Source organism: Mesorhizobium wenxiniae (genome assembly GCF_002284535.1).
In the GTDB taxonomy this organism is placed as follows: Bacteria; Pseudomonadota; Alphaproteobacteria; order Rhizobiales; family Rhizobiaceae; genus Mesorhizobium; species Mesorhizobium wenxiniae.
On sequence record NZ_NPKH01000016.1, the window covers coordinates 1 to 18,471 of the forward strand.

Sequence of the window (18,471 nt, forward strand, 5' to 3'; positions counted from 1 at the left end):
GCCTCCTCCCAGCATGAATGTTGAATCAGAACTGCGATGATTTGGGAATCCCACGACTCTTACAAATCTCATCCCGCTCTAGGGTTGATGCCGGACACTTGCATCGTCCCGTTTGTTGCCCGGGCATGCGCCCGGTTGGTTGGGGATGGAAACGAACACCGCTCTGGCCGCCGGCATTATCCAGGGACAGGCGTAATAATCGGCAATGCGGTTTATGACCCCGTCGATCGCTTCGATCCGAACCGGATGGGCTGGTTTCCAACCGCCTTCGCCGCGGTGGAGCACGAGCAGCACCGCTTCGCCATCGATCTCGCCAGTCACCATCTTCCAGGTCATTTGGGCGTTTTCATACTCGACAAAATAGGGCGATTCCAACAACTGGCCCTTGAAGCAATCCGCGACCCGCAATTGGGCATCGGCGCTGGTCAACGCCCGCACGCCATCCCAGTCACGGCGATTGAAAAGCTCGACATAGCGGTTGAGCAATTTTGAAAGCTCGGCATTGCGCTGGAACTCCGAACGGACGTCTGGTTCGTTTGGCAGCATCGCCAGCTTAGAGCGTCCACGGCTCAACGCCGCCTTGACGCCACCCACGGTCGAGCCGACGAGGCCGGCGATCTCTTCCAGCGAATAGTCGAATACATCCTTGAGCAGGACGCAGGCGCGTTCCTTGGGCGGCAGGTGGATCACCAGCCGTTCGATCGCGCGATCGGCGCCCTGGCCCGGCGGCTCGACCGGCAGGATGATTTCGTTTTCGACGAAATTGGCCTCCGCACGCTCGCGTGCTTGTCTGCTTCGCAGGAAATCGATGCAGCGATTATGCGCAATGCGAAACAGCCAAGGGCGAAGAGCGCTCGGATCGTCAAGCTTCTCGATCTTCCGATAGGCTTCGAACAGGGCCTCCTGCATGACGTCTTCGCCGTCGAGCGTCGAACCTGTCATGCGTGCACAGTAGCGGTGCAGCCGTCCGCGCAAATGTGCGACCGTCTCCAGGAACGCGGCGTAGCGGACGTCAAAAAGCCCGGTTGGATCGATTCTTGGCTGCATCTTCATGGTATCAATATCCAGAGACGGATCACCGTGGGATATAGGTCAGCGTGATGACGCCGTTCTTGAACCGGTGCGTGTTCACAAGCTCCAGCTTGACCAGGGACGGGTCGATATCCTGGAAAGCGCGTTTGCCATGGCCCACACGGGTGGGCACGATGGAGAGCTGATACTCGTCGACAAGCTTGTTGGCGAGCAGCGTCTGGTCGAGATTGCTCACCCCATATTTCAGTATGTCCCCGCCGGCCTGCTGCTTGATCCTAGCGATTTCGGCGGCGACATCACCCTCGATCAGCGACGCGTTCCAGCTCACGTCTTTGAGGCTGCGTGATGCGACAAGCTTCTTCAGCCCGTTCATGCGATCCATATACTTGCTACCCTTGACCTGCGGCCAGCGCGCCGAAAACATTTCATAGGTCACGCGACCGAGCAGGAAAAAATCCGCCTCGCCAGCCTTTTGGTAAGAATGCTCCCTGGCTTCTTCGTCGAAGAAGGGCGAAGCCCAGTCCATTGGTGCTTCGATGACGCCGTCCAGCGAAATGAAGCTGCCCACGATCAATTTTCTCATTGCACGTCTCCGGTTGCGCAGCAGGCCTTCCCGTCATGATCGAGAACCGGCGAACGAACCGGTCCCTCGATCGTGACAAGGCACCCGATAGCTAAGACGTTCCCGGTTCGATTTTGGATACGCGCGTGAAGATCGTTTGAACTAATACAGCGGCTTGGCCATGTGCCGGGGCGACGGCCATTCTGTCGTGATCCCGGGCTGCACCGGCCGCTCGAGATAGGTCGACAGAACCACGTAGCTTCGTGTCGAGGTGACGCCGGGCGTTTCGTAAAGCCGCGACAGCAGGCCTTCGAGCGCCCGAGTGTCCTCGGTGCGGACCTTGATCAGCATGCATGTGTCGCCGGCCACCGAATGAATCTCCTCGACTTCGGGGCGCTCGGAAATCGCCATCAGTTCGGGGGTCTTTCCCCAACCCTTGGTGTCGATGTGCACGAAAGCGAGCAACGGCTTGCGCACCGCCTTGGGATCGATGATCGCCGCGGTGTTGCGGATGGCGCCGCTGCGCCGAAGCCGCTTCACCCGTTCATGCGCTGCCGGCGGCGACAGGCCGACGCGATCACCGAGCTCGGCATAGCTGATCGTGGCGTCATCGACCAGAACGCCTAATATCTTTCGGTCGGTTGCGTCAACGTCGCGGGCAGCAGGCCGGTTCTGCGGAACGCCATCTGTTTCTTCATCCATAATGAAGTTCCTTATTGATACAGAATTTAATACGGCCATTATGGCCATATGTCGAACAGTGATCAAGTCGCAACTTTGACGGCAAGGCCGCCTATCCCGGCGCTCGCTTATCTGCTGACCGGATGCATAGCCGTGATCGGCTCCAACTCGCTGGTCCTCGGTCCGATAGCACCGGCAGTGGCCGCGTCGTTTACGACGAGCGTGCCGGCCGTCATGATCGCGTCCGCTGCGTTCGGTCTTGGCACGTCGGCAAGCGCCTTGTTCCTGGCGCGCTATATAGATCGGCTCGGCGCCCGTCGCATGCTGCAAGGGGCGTTGCTGCTGCTGGCGATAGCACTTGTCTCCAGCGCTGCCGCGCCGACGGTAACGACGCTGGTTGCGGCCCAGCTTCTCGCCGGCATCGCTGCCGGTATCGCCATGCCGGCAATCTATGCCAGCTCGGCCGCGATTGCGCCGCCTGGCCGCGAAAGCGGGACGATCGGCGTCGTGCTGACCGGATGGACCCTCAGCATGGTGGCCGGCGTCTCATTATCGGCGGTGCTTGCCGACTTCGTGCATTGGCGCGCTGTTTTTGCGGCGGTAGCGGTCTTTGCGGCGCTCGCATTGACCGGTCTTACGCTGACGTCGCTGAGCGATGTCAGGAAAAGCGGCCCGGCGCCGACGCCGCTCGGCGCTTTGGCCGTGCCCGGCATAGTGCCGCTTCTGGTCGCCTGCGGCGCCTTCATGACCGCCTTCTATGGTGTCTACGGCTATCTCGGCGATCACCTTCACAATGGCTTGGGACGGCCGGTCAGTGCCAACGGCTTGGCCGCGCTCGCCTATGGCGCAGGCTTCGGCATGGCGGCACTTCTTGACGGCGTGATCGATCGGCTTGGCGCGCGACGCGTCATGCCGTTCGCCTATCTCCTCGTCGCGATCGTCTATATCGCGCTGGCCGCGGCAGGCGGCAGTTTCCATCTGACCATCGCGATGGTCGGGATCTGGGGCCTTGCCAATCATTTTGGACTGAACGTCCTGGTGATGCGCCTCTCGGCGCTCGATCCGGCGCGGCGCGGCACGATCATGGGTCTGAACAGCGCCGTGACCTATCTCGCGGTGTTTGTCGGAACCACGGCCTTCGGACCGCTTTATTCCAGCTTTGGTTTTGCGGCATCGGCCGTGGTCGCAGCGTTGCTCATGCTGGTCGCGGCCTCAGCGGCGGTGTGGCGTTCGCCGCGGTCCGTGTAGTCGCGGAGCCACGCGGCTGATCGAGACGTTCAATCCCCAGGCGGTCAAGGTCTATGAGCGTCGGGGTTATCGGCCTTTCGGCGTGCTTCCCGATCTTCCCGTCGGCCGCAGCCGCGTCTTCCTGTAGAAGAATTGTCGGCTTGATTAGCCGGCGAGGCGTCCGCCGCGCATCGGCTGTGGCACACCAGTGGTGGTCGGGAAGCTGATCGGCAGGCCCCTGAGCACGCGAACCGCAAGGAAGGCAAAGCATTCCGCCTCCACCGCGTCACCCTTCCAGCCGAGCGCCTCCGCCGGCACGGCTTCGACACCGGCACGGCTGGCGAGCATGGCCATGATCGTCGGGTTGTGGCGGCCGCCACCGCTGACCACCAGCCGCTTCGGCCGGTGCGGCAGGAGGTCGAGCGCTTTGCCGACGGCGGCGGCGGTGAAGGCCGTCAGCAGTGCAGCGCCATCCTCAGCGTTCATCCCATCCGCCATGGCTGCGCCGAAGTCGAACCGGTCCAGCGACTTTGGATAGGGCGTGGCCAGATAGGGATGCTGCAAGAGCTTGGCCAGCCGCGCTTCGTCGACAGTGCCAGTGCGGGCCAGCGCGCCGTCGCGGTCCATTTCGCCGAGCCCTTTGGACTTGATGAAATCGTTCAACGGCGCATTGGCCGGTCCGGTGTCGAAGGCAACGACATTGTCCTTGCCATCCCACCACGTGACGTTGGCGACGCCGCCGAGATTGAGAACGGCCGTGTCGCCGCTGGCGTCGGCATCGCGTAGCAGCGCGGCGTGATAGGTCGCGGACAGCGGCGCCCCTTGCCCGCCGGCGCGCATGTCGGCCGAGCGGAAGTCGTAGGCAATTTTGGTATCCAGGATGGCATGCATCAACTCGCCATCGCCGAGCTGGCGGGTCTGGCCGAGCCGGCCGACGTGCGGAGCACGATGCAGCACGGTCTGGCCATGGAAGCCGACGACCCCGACATCGGCCATCGTCAATCCATAGCTCTCGACCAGGTCCTTGACCGCCGCTGACTGGGCGCGCGTCAGCGCTTCTTCAGCTTCGCGAAAGATCGCCGGCTCCGGTCCGGTGAAATTCCACACCCTGGCCTGATCCAGCGTCTCCTCCAGCAGGGTCCTGATCGACCTGGGGTAGGGTGCCAGCGTGTAGGTGCCGAAATCCGCGATCCGCTCGCCATCGGTCTTGATCAGCGCGACGTCGATATTGCCGTCGAGGACGGTGCCGGTCATCAGGCCGACGGCCCAGATTGGCTGGTCACTTTTCGCAATCATGATTTGTTAGGCTCCATTGGCGAGATCGCCGACCGATTGGCGAAGCGATTCCGCTGTTGAATGATGTGTCGGATGGATCCGTTTGGCGAGCAAGGTCCATGCCTTGCCTTTGTCGAGGTCGATCCACAGTCCGATGCCGGTAAAGCGGTATGCCCGACCGTCCCTGCACAGCCGGCCGCCGCCAGCCCTCATCCTCACCCAGGCTTTTCGCCTATCGCCTTTCGCAGGAATCCTCCCGCATTGTCGAGGGCTTGCCGCGCCTCTTTGACGCTCATGCCGGTGATTGTCACCAGGATCGCCAGCTTTACGTCTTTGCCGGTCTGGTCGAGCGCCTGTCGTGCCTGCTGCGCTGTGCAGCCGGTGGTCTGCATCACGATCCCAACCGCCCTGGCGACGAGTTTCTTGTTGCTGGGATTAAGGTCTACCATCAGGTTCTGATAGCTCTTGCCGATCCGAATCATGCTGGCTGTCGTCAGCATGTTGAGAACCAGCTTTTGCGCGGTTCCCGACTTCAGCCGGGTCGAGCCGGCGAGAACCTCGGGGCCGACAAACGGAGAGATGGCAATGTCGGCGATGCCGGCAATGGTCGACCTGGGATTGCAGGAGAGCGCCACTGTCGTCGCTCCCACCTGCTTTGCGTAGGTCAAACCGCCGATCACATAAGGCGTGCGGCCGCTGACCGCGATGCCGACCACCACATCGTCGGCGGTCAACTTGATGTCCTGCAGTGCCTTCATGCCTTGTTGCGGATCATCCTCGGCGCCTTCCGCAGCCCGCATCAGCGCTTTGGGCCCGCCCGCGATCAGGCCGAGCACCATGTCCTCGGGCACACCGAATGTCGGTGGACACTCCGACGCGTCGAGAACTCCCAACCGGCCGCTCGTGCCGGCGCCGATGTAGACAAGCCGCGCGCCTTTTTGAAACGCACTAACGATCCGGTCTACCGCGGCAGCAATTTCCGGAATGACTTTCTCGACAGCGGCCGGAACGCCGCTGTCCTCGTCATTGATCTTGCGCAGGATCTCGATGGTTGGCAGCAGGTCGATATCCATCGTCTTCGGGTTCCGGTCCTCGGAAACCAACCGTTCCAGCTCCGACATCAACTCCTGTTCGTTCATCAGCTTGCTTTCAAACTTCTTGCCATCGGCAATAAGTAATGTGATGCGGCGCCAGGCGTTGACCAGTACCAGCGGCTGGCATTGGCGGACCCCGTTGCCTCAAACAAATGTTGACAACATCATTTGTTGTTGATCAAAGTCCAGCCATGAATTGCGCGGGCCGGGGTGAGGCGATGGACGACCTTGGAGCACAGGAACAGGCAGTGCTGGATCTCATCGCGGCGAACCCTTTCGCCGGCCAGCAGGATATAGCGAGCGCGCTCGGCATTGCCCGCTCGACCGTCGCGGCCCACATCGTGCAGCTCGTCAACAAGGGCTACATTCTCGGTCGCGGCTATGTGTTGCCGGCCTCCAAGCGCATGATCTGCATCGGCGGCGCCGTCCTGGACCGCAAGTACCACGCCAGGAAGGATCTGATCTTCGGGACGTCGAACCCGGTCGACGGCTATCGCAGCTTCGGCGGCGTCGCCCGCAACGTCGCCGAGAACCTTGTCCGCCTCGGCGTCGACGTAAGCTTCGTCTCGATTGTCGGCGACGACGAGACCGGCCGCTCGCTGGTGCGCCATCTGCGCGACCTCGGCGCCGATGTCAGCCAGGTCATCACCACCACGGAGCGGCCAACGGCGGAATATGCAGCGATCCTCGACCTCAATAACGATCTCGTGCTCGGCATCGCCGACATGGAGATATTCGATCTGTTTTCGCCCTCCCATCTCGACCGCTTCTGGCCGCACCTTGCTTCGGCGACATGGGTGTTCATCGATTGCAACCTGCCGGCTGCGACGATCAAGTCGCTGATGACACGCAAGCAGGGCGCGCGCTTCAGGCTCGCCGTCGACACGGTGTCGTCGCCGAAATCGGCACGCCTGCCGAAGGACCTGACCGGCATCGACCTTTTGTTCACCAATCACGACGAGGCCAATACGCTGCTTGGCATCATCGATGCCGACAAGCGGCTTAAGCCGAAGGAGGCTGCAGCGGCGCTGCGCGCGGCCGGCGCCGGCGAGGTGATCGTGACCATGGGCGCTCATGGATTTGCGGTGGCGACCGAGAGCGGCGTGGCGACGATGCGTTCCGTCCCGGCCTGCGCCGTCGACATCACCGGCGCCGGCGATGCAATGATTGCCGGCACCATGTACAAGGTGCTTTCGGGCGATCCCGTGCTCGACGCGGCGCGCACCGGCGCGCTGCTCGCCACGCTGACCACCGAAAGCGAATCCAGCGTTCATCCCGACCTGTCGCCGCGCTTCCTCACCGCCGGCATGTACCGCATTCCCGCCTGAACGCGAGCCAACCCTGAAAGCGAGACGACGATGAAACCTTCTCTTCTCCACCTGAACGACGAAGTCGCGGCAGCACTCCGGGAAGGCCGCGCGGTGGTGGCGCTGGAATCGACGATCATCACCCATGGCATGCCCTATCCGGCCAATCTGGAGACAGCGCGCGGCGTCGAAACCGTGGTGCGCGAGAACGGTGCTGTGCCTGCCAAGATCGCGGTGGTCGCCGGCAAGATCAAAGTCGGGCTCGATGACCGTGAGCTGGAGCAGCTGGCAGCGGCAAAAGACGTGGTCAAGGCCTCCGGGCGCGACCTCGCCGCCATCATGGTGGGCGGCGGCTCGGCCGGAACCACGGTTTCGGCGACGATGCGGATCGCCGCACTCGCCGGCATCGGTATTTTCGCGACCGGCGGCGTCGGCGGCGTGCATCGCGGCGCCGAAGCCACATTCGATATCTCGGCCGACCTGACCGAACTCGGCCAGACCGGCACGACCGTCGTCTGCGCCGGCGTGAAATCGATCCTCGACATTGCAAAAACGCTGGAATATCTGGAGACCCAGCGCGTGCCGGTGATTGCCTGTCAGAGCGACGATTTTCCGGCCTTCTATACGCGCTCCAGCGGACTGAAAGCCGATCACCGCCTCGATACGGCCGAGGACATTGCGCAGGCCATGCTGCTGCACGAGCAGATCGGCTCGGGCACCGGCATCCTGGTCGCCAATCCAATTCCGGAAGTGGATGCGCTCGATCCGGCCTTCATCGACGGCACGATCACGGCAGCGGTGGCAGAGGCCGAGAAACGCGGCATCGGGCGCAAGGAACTGACGCCGTTCCTGCTCGCCCGCATCAACGAGCTTTCGCAGGGTCGCAGCCTGAAGGCCAATATCGCGCTGGTCCGCAACAACGCCGCGCTTGCCGCCCGTATTGCGGTGGCGCATGCGCGGTTGAAGCGCATGGCCAAATAGGCTCAGCACCCCGGCCGGCGCTACCGGCCTTCGATTTCAGGCGGGCCCGAGATCGAAAACCCGCCCGGCATTGAGGATATTGTTCGGATCGAAAGCCGCTTTCAAGCGCCGCATGGCGGCGATCTCGGCATCGCTGCGCACAAGGTGCAACCATTCCTTCTTGTCGAGGCCGATGCCATGCTCGGCCGAGACGCCGCCGCCGGCCGCAGCCACGCTGCGATAGACGATGTCGTATGCCGCCGCCGGATCCACCGTGCGGACCTGATAGTGCAGATTGCCATCGCCGAGATGGCCGAAGACGTAGATGTCGGCGTTGCGGTCAACGGCCTGGACCGCAGCTTCCGTTTCCCGCAGGAAAGTGCCCATTCTCGCCAGCGGGATGCTGACATCAACGCCGACCAGGCCTTTTATCGAAAACAGGAAGCGATTGGCGTCCTCTCGCACCGCCCACAGCGCGCGGAATTCGCGCGGCGACTGCGAGACCACCACGTCGTCGATCACGCCGTCCTCGACCGCCTGCATCAGCACATCGGCAAAACGTTCGCCGTCGCGGTCGGGCTCGCTGCCCTGTATCTCGGCCAGCACATAGACGGGCGAGCCGACGGGCAGCGGCGCCGGCGCATCCATGCCGGCGACCATGGCGCCATAGAGCGGCGCGAAATTCACTTCATAGGCCGAGAGCAGGGGTCCGAGCTTCTGCCTGAGCAGCGCAAGCAGCGCGATCGCCGCGTCGAGCGACGCAAGCGCGCAGAAGGCGTTGACCTCGGTGGCCGGCTTCGGGTGCAGCCGCAGGCAGGCGCGCGTGACGACGCCCAGCGTGCCTTCGCTGCCAATGAAGAGCTGGTTGAGATCATAGCCGGAATTGTCTTTGGACAAGCCCTTGAGCGACGTCAGGATGCTGCCATCGGCAAGTACCGCTTCCAGACCGAGCACCTGCGCGCGGTACATGCCGTAGCGCAGCACCCGGATACCGCCGGCATTGGTGGCGACATTGCCGCCGACCGTGGCCGTGCCGCGCGCGCCGATGTCGACGCCGAACAGCAAGCCGGCCGTATCGGCTGCGTCCTGCACCATCTGTAGTGGTGCGCCGGCCTCGGCGACGATCGTTGCCGCCTCGCGGTCGGGCGGCTCGATCGCCGTCATGCGCTCCAGCGACAGCACCGCTTCGCCGGGCTGGATGCGAGCCGCACCGGCAAGCCCGGTTCGGCCACCCTGGACGACAAGCCTCTGCCGCGCCTCGTTGCACAGGCGCAGTATGTCCGACACCTCGCCGGTCCTGCACGGACGCAGCACGAACTCCGGCAGTGCGCCGGTCTTGCCGTCGGGATCTTCCCTGTAACGCGGTCCGGCCTCGTCGGCCGAAACGATCGCTGATCTGTCCAGCCGTTTTTCCAGCCGCGACAGGAGCTCGGCAACCTTCTGTGACATGGGGCTCACTCGTTCGCCCTGGGCGCTTCGGCCTCGGTGCGAACCAACTTGATGTCGGCTCCCGCCGCCCAGGCGCCGATATCTTCCCGGCGCAATGCCGCCGCCATCATGTCCGGAAACAAATCCGGCGTGCAGGCGAAGACCGGAATGCCAAGTGCGGCAACCGAACCTGCCATTGCCGGATCGTAGCCGGGCCGGCCTTGGTCGGTCAGTGCCAGAAGCACGACGACATTGACGCCGGATCGAACCAGCGCCGCCAGCCGCCGCAGCAACTCCTGGCCATTGCCGCCCTCGTAGAGGTCGGTGATCAGCACCAGATGCGACTTGGTTGGCCGCTCGATACGGTCGGCGCAATAGGCGACGGCCTGGTTGATATCGGTGCCGCCGCCAAGCTGCACGCCGAACAGCACTTCGACGGGATCGCTGAGTTCTTCGGTAAGGTCGACGATGGCCGTATCGAAACAGACGAGCTTGGTGCGCACGACCGGCAGCGAGGCCATCACCGCCGCGAAGATCGAGGCGTAGACCACCGAGCTCGCCATCGAGCCGGACTGGTCGACGCAGAGAACGACTTCGTCAAGATCGACCAGCCGGCGCTGCTTGCGCATGAAACCAACCAGCTTCTCCGGCACGATGGTTTTGTGCTCGGGCTGGTAGTGGCGAAGGTTCGCCGAGATGGTGCGCTGCCAGTCGATATCGCGCGCACGCGGACGGTTGGTGCGCCTCGATCGGTCGAGCGCGCCGCGTATCGCCTCGGCGGTCTTCTGCTCCAGCTTCTGCATCAGCTTGGCGACAATGTCGGCGATGATCGTGCGGGCGATGTCCTTGGTCTTGGCCGGCATGACCGAGCGGAGCGAAATCAGGTCGGCGACCAGGTTGACGTCGGCCTCGATCGCCTTGAGGAACTCCGGCTCCATCAGCATCTGCTTCAGGTCCAGCCGTTCGAAAGCGTCCTTCTGGACAATCTGAACGACCTGCGCGGGAAAGAAGGACCTGATATCGCCCATCCATTGCGCAACGCGCGGTGCCGAACGGCCAAGCCCGCCACGCCGCTTGCGCGGGTCACTGGCCGCCGCGCTGGCACCATCGCCGTAGAGAGCATCGAGTGCCGCCGAAAGTCGTTTGTCGTCGCTGGAAAGTGCCGCCGACGCCTCGTCATCGGCGCCGATCGCCAGGCGCCAGCGGCGCTCCCCTCCGGCATCTGCAGTGAGTGGGCCGGGCCCGTTCATTTCGCCCTCGTCATCCATTGCCGTTTCCTCCCGTGAGCAATGGTCCAAGCCGTTCCAGGTGTCGGCGCCATGCCTCGCCGCCATCCGGCGTCGGCGTCAGGCCAGCCGGCAAGCGCGCGGCGCGGCCGAGAACCGCTTCGATCAGCCGCCGGCGCTCCATGCTGTCCAGATTGGAAAAGACGCGGCGCAGCAACGGCAGGTGCGCGATGAAAGCATCTTCGTCGAGAGATTTGAGCCAGGAATCGACCGCGCCGCGCAGACCTTCGTCATAGATCAGCCGTTGACCGGCTGTGCTGAAGAAGCCCTCGAAGAACCCCGCCGCCTCGGCGACCGGCGTGCCCGGCGACAGGCGTCGCCCGAGCAGCCTGGCTGCGGCTTCGGCGGACAGGCGGCCGGCCTCATAGAGCAGGTGCGCGGCGCATCCGGCCAGCAGCGCCGTCGCTCGCGACCCCTCCAGCACGGCAGCCAGCCCGTTGCGCCATCCGTTCAGCACGTCTTCCCCGGGCTCGACCAGCCTGATCGCCTCGTCGGCCTTGCGCATCGCGCTAGCCAGCGTCGCGGCGGCCTGCTCATCCAGGTCGCGTGCCGCATAGGGAAGCGCGATCGCACCTTCGACGATTAGCCGCTCCATCAGGCCGGAAAGCCGGTTCGTCTCCGTCTTGCGGGCCTCGCCGTAGCGGATGATGTCGGCGAGCGGCGGCATCGAGGCCAGAATCTCCAGGCATTCACTGCTGCGCGCCGCGCGCGCCTCCAGGGCCCCGAGACCGGCCGTCGATGCTTCCGACAGGCCTGCCGTGATGGCGCCCTGGACCAGTACCGCAAGAGTATCGAGGGTTGCTGCGGCTTCGATCATCTGGATCAGGCGGCCGTTGGCAGCCTTTTCGATGGTCGGCCCGTAGATCAGGTTCTCCACCAGGCGAACGGCATATTCCGGCTCCCAGGCCAGGGTCCACCGCTCACGGAAGGTGCCACGGCTGCGACCGGCGTCCGTCAACTTGCCCCAATGCACACCAAGCACGTTCAGCCGATGCAGCAATGTCGAACGAAACAGCCCGCTGTCGCTTCGCAGGTCGACGGATAGTTCCCGCTCCAGCGCTTCAGGTTTCAGCCGCGCCGCCTTCTGGTTGCGCTGCAGATCCTCGATCAACGGCGCCAACGGCGTGTCGGGTGGAATTTCGCCGACGTCCGCACCTAGAAGCAGCTCGGCCTCGACCAGGGCCCACAGCAACGCTTCGCCATTGAACAGAGCCGCAATTGCGGCGTCGCGCAATTCCTCAAACCCGGGTTTCGGCCGCTCGCGAATCGCGGCGAGCGTGCGGGCGAGCCGCTCCGCTTCGATCAGCGAAGCGGTCGAGACCAGGTGACCCTTCACGCGCAGCACCGCTGCAATCATTGCAAGCCACAAGGTTGCTGCATCGCGCCGGCCGCGCGTGCGCCAGAGATGCTTGCACCAGCCGGGTGCGACGACGCCCGCGCCATAGCCGTAGCCCAGCGCCAGACGCGGTCCCGTCCACGGCGCCCATGTCATCGTGCTCTTGCGCCTTGCGATCCCCTTGAGCAGGGCTTGATCGTTTTTCTGCGGGTGTGTCGCCTGCAGTGCCGGCACATGCCACGCCCCGCAGACGACGGCGATAGGTCCGTCGAATTCCTTGCGCGCCGCAGCGATTTCGAGCCGCATATGCGCTTCGCGCTGGGCCTCGAACTCAGCGATCGAGCCTTCACCATCCCTCAGCGTCATCATCGCGTCGGAGATGGCCGCGAATATCGGGCCTGGTTCCGGATTCTGCTCGATGATGTCCGACCACCAGCTTTCGCCATCCTCATAGCCGGCGGCGCGGGCCAGCGTGCCTATCGGATCACGCCGATGCGGAGCCACATCATCACGCTCGCTTGATTCCTTCGCTTCGTCAGCATCGACTTTTTCCGCGCCTTCGACCGCCGCTTCCGAGAAGCGCGCCGGCGACGGCAGGTCGATGAAGCGCAACGCCGCCTTGTTGTCCACGGCCCAAAGCACCGCCTGATATTCCGGCGAAAACTCGGCGAACGGCCAAAAACTTGTCGAAGCCGGATCCTCCTCCCGATAGCAAAGCAGTGCTACCGGCGGCTGCATTTCCGGGCGGGCCAGCAACGGCAGCAGCGCGGAGGCGTCGATCGGCCCCTCGATCAGCACGGCGCCCGGCTGCAAATCCTGCAATGCCTGCACAAGGCTGTCGGCGGAACCCGGCCCGTGATGGCGTATGCCGAAATAGGCGACGTCGTTGTGCCCCATGGCGCGTCAGATCGCTGCGTTCAAGGCCGCATAGTAGCCGGCATAGTCGGGCCGCTTCTTGAGCACTGTTTCCAGATATTCCTCAAGCACTGCCTTGTCCTGAACCGGGTCTTTCACGATCGCGCCGACAAGGCTGGCGGCGAGACCTTCGGCGCCGAGCTTGCCGCTGTCGAACCACGCCGCCTGGCTCAGCCCGCCAACCATCGTCGCGATCGCCTCGGCGGTCGACAGCGAGCCCGAGGGCGTCTTCAGCGTCACCTTGCCGTCGGCGGTCGCACCGGCCCGCAATTCACGGAAGATGGTCAATACCCGGGCTATCTCCTCGCCGACATTTTTCGGCACCGGCAGGTCGAGCCCGCCGGCCATCTCATCGACCCGCTTGGAGACGATCGCCACCTCTTCAGCCATGTCTTCCGGCAATGGCAGAACCACGACATTGAAGCGACGCTTGAGTGCCGAGGAGAGTTCATTCACACCTTTGTCCCGATTGTTTGCCGTGGCAATGATGTTGAAGCCGCGCTGGGCATAGATCGATGTGTTGAATTCCGGGATCGGCATCATCTTTTCGGAAAGCACGGTGATCAGCGTGTCTTGCACGTCCGAGCCCATGCGCGTCAGTTCCTCGAGTCGGCAGAGCTTGCCGGTCTGCATGGCGCGGTAGAGCGGCGTCGGCACCAATGCTTCCTGGCTCGGGCCCTTTGCCAGAAGTTGCGCATAGTTCCAGCCATAGCGGATCTGGTTCTCGTCGGTGCCGGCCGTGCACTGCACGATCAGCGTCGAGTCGCCCATGATGGCGGCGGCCAGATGTTCCGACACCCAGGACTTGGCCGTTCCGGGAACGCCGAGCAGCAACAATGCGCGGTCGGTGGCGAGCGTTGCCACCGCGGTCTCCATCAATCGGCGGCGACCGACATATTTTGGCGTTACCGGCGTGCCGTCGCCGGCCTTCCCGCCCAGCAGATAGGTCAGCACAGCCTGTGGCGAGAGGCTCCAGCCGGCAGGCTTTTGCCTGTCGTCACCGCGCGCCAGCGCCTGCAATTCAGAGGCATAGGCCTGCTCGACCGGGAGACGGATGGCAGCGTTCATATCTATTCTCCGGATTGATCATGGGTCGGTTCTAGACTGATGTTCGGCCAGCGCCGCGTTGAGACGCAGGACGCTGAGTGATGGGGCCGCGGGCGGCATGCCGGCTGCGACCACCTCGTCGATCAATTTTGCCGCTGTGGTCGCTGTGGCAAGAAAGCCAAGCGATTCCAGTATATCGTCGGCGCCCCGCCGCACGGCTTCGTCGTTTCCCGCAACGGCGGAACGCAACCCCGCAAGAGCCGACCCATTCGAGAGATCGTCCCACTCCAGCCAGCCAGCATCAATGCCTTCCGCAAGATTGATCGCGCTGAGGTAATTTGCTTGCTTGAGGATCAGCCGGACGAGGGCTCGTTTTCTGCGACTGTCCAGGCGCGGCGTGAGGTGCAGTACGAACAGCGCCGGTTTGCCGCCATCCGCGACAAGTGTATCCGCCATCTGCGTCACCGCAGCGTCGCTGCCTGAAGCGGCGACCATTCGGGCGATTAGGATGTCAGCGTTGTTGTCGGTGCCGAATTGCCAGGCTCCTATGAATTCGGGTTCCGTAGTGCCGAACCGTGCGGCAAGGTCGACCAGATTGCAGGTCTCGAACAATTCGGCGCGGCGCTTTTCCTGCGCTGGGGATTTCAGTTTCGCCGGCGTGTAAGTTGTCCGGCGGCGGATGAAGCCGGATTTGCCTTCGCTGATGAAGGCGGCGAGTTCGACTGCGGGGTCATCCGCCCCGCCTTCGCTTAAGTGGCCGTGCTCTCCCAGCCTTGCCAGCAGCCGGCCAGCCAGTTCGCGCACCTTGCCGGACCTGTCGGCGGAGAGGCTTTTAAGGAACGGCGCGTCCTCAGGATTCAGGTCGACGCGCATGAGTTCGATGAGCGCAAGCCTGACCTCGGCCGGCTCGCCCGATGCCTTGGCCTCGATCAGCATTCGAGCCGAAGCCGATTCCGTGCGTCGCATGTTTGCCAGCGCGATGCGTCGCGCGGCGGGATAGAATTCATCCCAATTTTCCGCCGTCAGTTTCTCTAGTGGGGCATGTCTCTCCCCGTCGAAGCTTGCTTGCCAGTCGATCCAGGGAGCGTAGACGTCCGGACTGTTCTGATCCGAGGGCATCCAGTCCATCGGATGGAGGACAAAGCCGCGGCTGGCGACAAGCGTCACCACGCGCGTCTTGCGTCTCGCGTCGACGGCGTGTTTCAGAGCGGCTCTCAACAGCGGCCGCAACCGCTCCGGCAGCATAGGGAGCGCAAGCCTGGGCAGCGGGGGACGGCGCTTGAGTGTCTTCGGCGCCGCAGGCCGCAGGGCGACGTCGAGCGCTTGTGCTGCGATTGCAAGGAGTCGGCGCTCCTGCTCGTCGGGACTTGCACCGCCGGCGATCGTCTTCCAGGCGGTCGGAGCCAGATCGAAAGCGGCGCCGCCGGTGATCCAGCAATCGCGCATTGTCGCCAGGCCTGTTTGCTCGCCCTCGTTCACGACAGGTCAAGCCTCCCGAACCCGCTTTGCGCCGCCAGAAGGTCAAGCCGGGCGCCATCCCAGAGCGCTGCCGTGGCGGCAAGGTCGAGGCCGAGCAATGTTTGATTTACCGCGCCTGCGATGGGCAAGGCGATCCCTTGCGGATCATCCGCGGCCTGCCACCAGCCTGTGCCCCGGTCGTCGACCAGGATCGCACCAGGCGGCAGCATGAGAGGACAATCGGCAATCCAAGGTGCAGCATCCTGATAGGAAGCATGCGTGGCGAGTGGGTCCTTTGCAGCGCCGAAGCTGAAATCAGGCCACGCGCCGGATATCACTTCACCCATGCGCTCCGCCACCAGTGCGCGGAGCGGCTTGCGTGATGGATAGAAGACCAGCCGGGCATCGAAACGATCGCCCGGAGCAAAAGCGTTGGACCGGCGTCCGGCAGAAGCCGGAAAATAATCGAGCAGCACGGCAAATTGCGGGGTAGTGCTCTTCAGATCAAGCAGCCAGGTCGAATGGCTGACGAGACCGTCACGGCGGCTCTCGATCTTCTCGCCCAGAACTTCCCAGAAGCTTTCGACCTGTCTTGCATCGGGATTGGCCAGAACCTGTTCGCGGGTCTCAGACGTCGATACGAGGCGCTTCAGCTCGGGATCGTCAGGCGCCGACCGCCACGCCTTGGCCAGCAGCACAAGCTTGCCGAGCTCGCGGATCGCCGCATCCGGTCTTTCTTCGCTGCGTAGCGCCATCAGCCGCGATGGGATCTCGTCGATGCGACCGGCAAGCGCGGTTGCCTTCATGTCGACCAGCCGCGCAGCAATCCGGCGGCAACGGTCGCTGCTGCCGTCGATAAAACCCGAAAGGCCAAGCCGCAACTGGTCGGCGATCCATTGGTCGAGTTCATCTAGCGCCGCCGACACTGCTTGTCGTGTGTCTTCCGCCCGCTTGCGCTGCGCTGCCTCACGACGCTCCACCGCCGCAACGTCTTCGACCGCGGCGCTCTGGTCCGTCCGTGCGGCTTCATCGATGCTCTTGGCTGCCGCGCCGGATGTCGATTGCGCTGGCGGTGGCGTCGTCTTCCTGCGCCGGCTGAGCCAGTCATTCACCCATTCCGGTATCGATTCAGCGGCTGCAAAACTGGCTGGCGCAGTGGCGGCAATCCACATCAGGGCCAGCGTGTGCTTGCACGGGAATTTTCGCGATGGGCAGGTGCATTTGTAGCCGTGGTCGCCTGTGTCGATCACCACCCGATAAGGATTGGAGCCGGAGCCCTGGCATTCACCCCAGATGAGCGCCTGCTGCTCATTCTTTTCCAGCCGCGGCCAGCTCGATCGTTTGGTTAGCTTGGAGGCGGCGCTCAGCGACGCCTGATCGGGGGCAAGCGCCTCGATGGTCTTCAAATCGAATTCCAAGCCGCGCCCCTCGTGACTCGAACCAAACGCCTGTCGCCAGGATAGATAGCCGTTTGTGAAGAATTATTGTAGCTCTCGTGAAGCGAAGATCGATACTTCTCGATCTTATCTTATGCGGCCGAATTCACCTGATCCGCAAGCGCGGTCCACCGCCATTTCGGCAGGCAGAGGATTTTCAGCAAAACGGCGTTTGGCGTCGGCCAGCCCAGTTGTGCGCTCAGTGGACGGGAGCAAGTTAGCAACCCATGCAACTGGTTCGCTGGAGCGAGCCGTTCAGCCTTTGCCCTTCAGGTCGACAGGCCCGACACTTCAACGGGCGCTAACCTGCACGATCGCGCTCCAGCGGGCTGAATCTTTTTGGCGCCTTTTTGTGCGATTTGAACCGTGCGGTGCTTGACTCCTGCAACGCCTTGTGAAAAATTTTGCACCAGCTGATAAAAATATCTCAGGGCGGAAATGGTTGGTTTTGGAAACGGCCTCCTGCGCGACGATGAAACCAGTATGGCGACACGTGCCGCCTGGCTTCATTATGCTGGCGGCCTGACCCAGTCGGAGGTTGCCAAGCGACTTGGCCTGACCAGCCTCAAGGCGCATCGCCTCATCACCAAGGCCAATCAGGAAGGGCTGGTCAAAGTCTATATCGATGGCGAAGTCTCGGAATGCGTCGCGCTTGAAGATGATTTGTCCAGCCGCTACGGCCTCGATTATTGCGAGGTCGTCCCCGACTTCGATGGCGAAGACTTGCCGCTCAAGGCGCTTGGCATTGCCGGCGCGCAGTTCCTTAAGCGTGAAATCGAACGCGGCGAGGACACGCTGATCGGCGTCGGTCATGGCCGCACGCTTGCCGCCTGCGTCGAATATCTGCCGCGCATATCGGCCGAAAAGACCCGTTTCGTTTCGCTGCTTGGCGGCCTGACGCGCAAGTTCTCGGCCAATCCGCACGACGTCATTCACCGTCTGGCCGAACGGACCGGCGCGGAAGCCTATGTGATGCCGGTGCCGATGTTCGCCAACACGGTCGAGGATCGAACCGTGCTGCTCGGGCAGAAAGGCATCAGCGAGGTCTTCGATCTCGGCAAGGCCGCCGGCCTGCTCATTGCCGGTATCGGCACCGCCGAGCGCGAGGCGTCGCTGGTCGCCACCGGCATGATCGAAAAGGGTGAAATGGAGGAGATCCGCCGCAAGGGCGGCGTCGGCGAACTGCTCGGCCATTTCTTCGACGATGCTGGAAAAGCGGTCGAGACGACCCTTTCCAACCGGGCGCTGGCGCTGGCGCGCGAAGACATCAGCAATCGCAGGATTGTCGCCGTTGCCGGCGGCAAGGTGAAGGTTCGTGCCATCAAGTCGGTGTTGGAGGGCCGCTATCTCAAAGGCCTGGTCACCGATGAGCGGACGGCGCGATCACTCGTGGAGCAGACGCCGGTCGGGTAGCCGGCAACCATTCG

15 protein-coding genes are annotated in these 18,471 nt (G+C 63.4%); 4 read left to right on the forward strand and 11 right to left on the reverse strand.

Annotation, left to right across the window (positions count from 1 at the left end; translation table 11 throughout):
- Positions 1 to 78: 78 nt before the first annotated feature.
- From CIT31_RS07900 to CIT31_RS07910, 3 genes are all read right to left on the reverse strand, one after another.
- The gene (locus tag CIT31_RS07900; protein WP_095518143.1) at positions 79 to 1,053 is read right to left on the reverse strand and encodes a sigma-70 family RNA polymerase sigma factor; all 975 of its coding nucleotides are present in this window, start codon (positions 1,051 to 1,053) and stop codon (positions 79 to 81) included.
- A 22-nt stretch (positions 1,054 to 1,075) separates the two neighbouring features.
- Positions 1,076 to 1,615 (reverse strand): dihydrofolate reductase family protein, encoded by a 540-nt coding sequence (locus tag CIT31_RS07905; RefSeq protein ID WP_095518144.1) that lies wholly within the window; start codon positions 1,613 to 1,615, stop codon positions 1,076 to 1,078.
- Between the two features lie 141 nt (positions 1,616 to 1,756).
- Complete coding sequence (locus tag CIT31_RS07910; protein WP_095518145.1) at positions 1,757 to 2,296, reverse strand: Lrp/AsnC family transcriptional regulator; 540 nt, start codon at positions 2,294 to 2,296, stop codon at positions 1,757 to 1,759.
- Between the two features lie 48 nt (positions 2,297 to 2,344).
- Here CIT31_RS07910 and CIT31_RS07915 point away from each other — a divergent pair, with 48 nt between their 5' ends.
- On the forward strand, positions 2,345 to 3,523 hold the full coding sequence (locus CIT31_RS07915) for an MFS transporter (protein WP_095518146.1): 1,179 nt from the start codon (positions 2,345 to 2,347) through the stop codon (positions 3,521 to 3,523).
- A gap of 144 nt (positions 3,524 to 3,667) precedes the next feature.
- On the opposite strand, the gene CIT31_RS07925 is transcribed toward CIT31_RS07915, so the two are convergent.
- The gene (locus CIT31_RS07925; RefSeq protein ID WP_095518147.1) at positions 3,668 to 4,798 is read right to left on the reverse strand and encodes an anhydro-N-acetylmuramic acid kinase; all 1,131 of its coding nucleotides are present in this window, start codon (positions 4,796 to 4,798) and stop codon (positions 3,668 to 3,670) included.
- Positions 4,799 to 4,992: 194 nt separating this feature from the next.
- Entirely contained in the window at positions 4,993 to 5,916 is a 924-nt protein-coding gene (gene murQ / locus CIT31_RS07935; protein ID WP_095518148.1) for an N-acetylmuramic acid 6-phosphate etherase, read from the reverse strand.
- A gap of 173 nt (positions 5,917 to 6,089) precedes the next feature.
- Here murQ and CIT31_RS07940 point away from each other — a divergent pair, with 173 nt between their 5' ends.
- Positions 6,090 to 7,199 (forward strand): carbohydrate kinase, encoded by a 1,110-nt coding sequence (locus CIT31_RS07940; protein WP_095518149.1) that lies wholly within the window; start codon positions 6,090 to 6,092, stop codon positions 7,197 to 7,199.
- A 30-nt stretch (positions 7,200 to 7,229) separates the two neighbouring features.
- Positions 7,230 to 8,159 carry a pseudouridine-5'-phosphate glycosidase gene (locus CIT31_RS07945; RefSeq protein ID WP_095518150.1) on the forward strand — a complete coding sequence of 310 codons (930 nt, stop codon included), beginning with the start codon at positions 7,230 to 7,232 and terminating at the stop codon, positions 8,157 to 8,159.
- Positions 8,160 to 8,195: 36 nt separating this feature from the next.
- Here the strand turns inward: CIT31_RS07945 and CIT31_RS07950 are convergent, their stop codons facing one another.
- The 6 genes from CIT31_RS07950 to CIT31_RS07975 are packed head-to-tail and all read right to left on the reverse strand — an operon-like array spanning position 8,196 to position 17,026.
- Positions 8,196 to 9,587: an FAD-binding oxidoreductase gene (locus tag CIT31_RS07950; protein ID WP_095518151.1), complete on the reverse strand. Its 1,392-nt coding sequence runs from the start codon at positions 9,585 to 9,587 to the stop codon at positions 8,196 to 8,198.
- 5 nt (positions 9,588 to 9,592) lie between these two features.
- Complete coding sequence (locus CIT31_RS07955; protein WP_095518152.1) at positions 9,593 to 10,834, reverse strand: VWA domain-containing protein; 1,242 nt, start codon at positions 10,832 to 10,834, stop codon at positions 9,593 to 9,595.
- Positions 10,827 to 13,085 (reverse strand): DUF5682 family protein, encoded by a 2,259-nt coding sequence (locus CIT31_RS07960; protein WP_095518153.1) that lies wholly within the window; start codon positions 13,083 to 13,085, stop codon positions 10,827 to 10,829. Before CIT31_RS07960 ends, CIT31_RS07955 begins: the two co-directional genes overlap by 8 nt.
- A 6-nt stretch (positions 13,086 to 13,091) precedes the next feature.
- On the reverse strand, positions 13,092 to 14,171 hold the full coding sequence (locus CIT31_RS07965) for an ATP-binding protein (protein WP_095518154.1): 1,080 nt from the start codon (positions 14,169 to 14,171) through the stop codon (positions 13,092 to 13,094).
- A gap of 18 nt (positions 14,172 to 14,189) precedes the next feature.
- Positions 14,190 to 15,629, reverse strand: a complete 1,440-nt coding sequence (locus CIT31_RS07970; protein WP_095518155.1) for a DUF5691 domain-containing protein — start codon at positions 15,627 to 15,629, stop codon at positions 14,190 to 14,192.
- Complete coding sequence (locus CIT31_RS07975) at positions 15,626 to 17,026, reverse strand: SWIM zinc finger family protein (RefSeq protein ID WP_095518156.1); 1,401 nt, start codon at positions 17,024 to 17,026, stop codon at positions 15,626 to 15,628. The genes CIT31_RS07970 and CIT31_RS07975 overlap by 4 nt, the downstream gene beginning before the upstream one ends.
- Before the next feature lie 456 nt (positions 17,027 to 17,482).
- Between CIT31_RS07975 and CIT31_RS07980 the strand changes: the two genes are divergently transcribed.
- Positions 17,483 to 18,457, forward strand: coding sequence for a sugar-binding transcriptional regulator (locus CIT31_RS07980; protein WP_095518157.1), 975 nt, complete (start codon positions 17,483 to 17,485; stop codon positions 18,455 to 18,457).
- Positions 18,458 to 18,471 lie beyond the last annotated feature (14 nt).

Excerpts from the sequence above, each read along its gene's own strand:
- CIT31_RS07900 (WP_095518143.1), bottom strand. The coding sequence starts at position 1,053 with ATGAAGATGCAGCCAAGAATCGATCCAACCGGGCTTTTTGACGTCCGC.
- CIT31_RS07905 (WP_095518144.1), bottom strand. The coding sequence starts at position 1,615 with ATGAGAAAATTGATCGTGGGCAGCTTCATTTCGCTGGACGGCGTCATC.
- CIT31_RS07910 (WP_095518145.1), bottom strand. The coding sequence starts at position 2,296 with ATGGATGAAGAAACAGATGGCGTTCCGCAGAACCGGCCTGCTGCCCGC.
- CIT31_RS07915 (WP_095518146.1), top strand. The coding sequence starts at position 2,345 with ATGTCGAACAGTGATCAAGTCGCAACTTTGACGGCAAGGCCGCCTATC.
- CIT31_RS07925 (WP_095518147.1), bottom strand. The coding sequence starts at position 4,798 with ATGATTGCGAAAAGTGACCAGCCAATCTGGGCCGTCGGCCTGATGACC.
- murQ (WP_095518148.1), bottom strand. The coding sequence starts at position 5,916 with ATGAACGAACAGGAGTTGATGTCGGAGCTGGAACGGTTGGTTTCCGAG.
- CIT31_RS07940 (WP_095518149.1), top strand. The coding sequence starts at position 6,090 with ATGGACGACCTTGGAGCACAGGAACAGGCAGTGCTGGATCTCATCGCG.
- CIT31_RS07945 (WP_095518150.1), top strand. The coding sequence starts at position 7,230 with ATGAAACCTTCTCTTCTCCACCTGAACGACGAAGTCGCGGCAGCACTC.
- CIT31_RS07950 (WP_095518151.1), bottom strand. The coding sequence starts at position 9,587 with ATGTCACAGAAGGTTGCCGAGCTCCTGTCGCGGCTGGAAAAACGGCTG.
- CIT31_RS07955 (WP_095518152.1), bottom strand. The coding sequence starts at position 10,834 with ATGGATGACGAGGGCGAAATGAACGGGCCCGGCCCACTCACTGCAGAT.
- CIT31_RS07960 (WP_095518153.1), bottom strand. The coding sequence starts at position 13,085 with ATGGGGCACAACGACGTCGCCTATTTCGGCATACGCCATCACGGGCCG.
- CIT31_RS07965 (WP_095518154.1), bottom strand. The coding sequence starts at position 14,171 with ATGAACGCTGCCATCCGTCTCCCGGTCGAGCAGGCCTATGCCTCTGAA.
- CIT31_RS07980 (WP_095518157.1), top strand. The coding sequence starts at position 17,483 with ATGGTTGGTTTTGGAAACGGCCTCCTGCGCGACGATGAAACCAGTATG.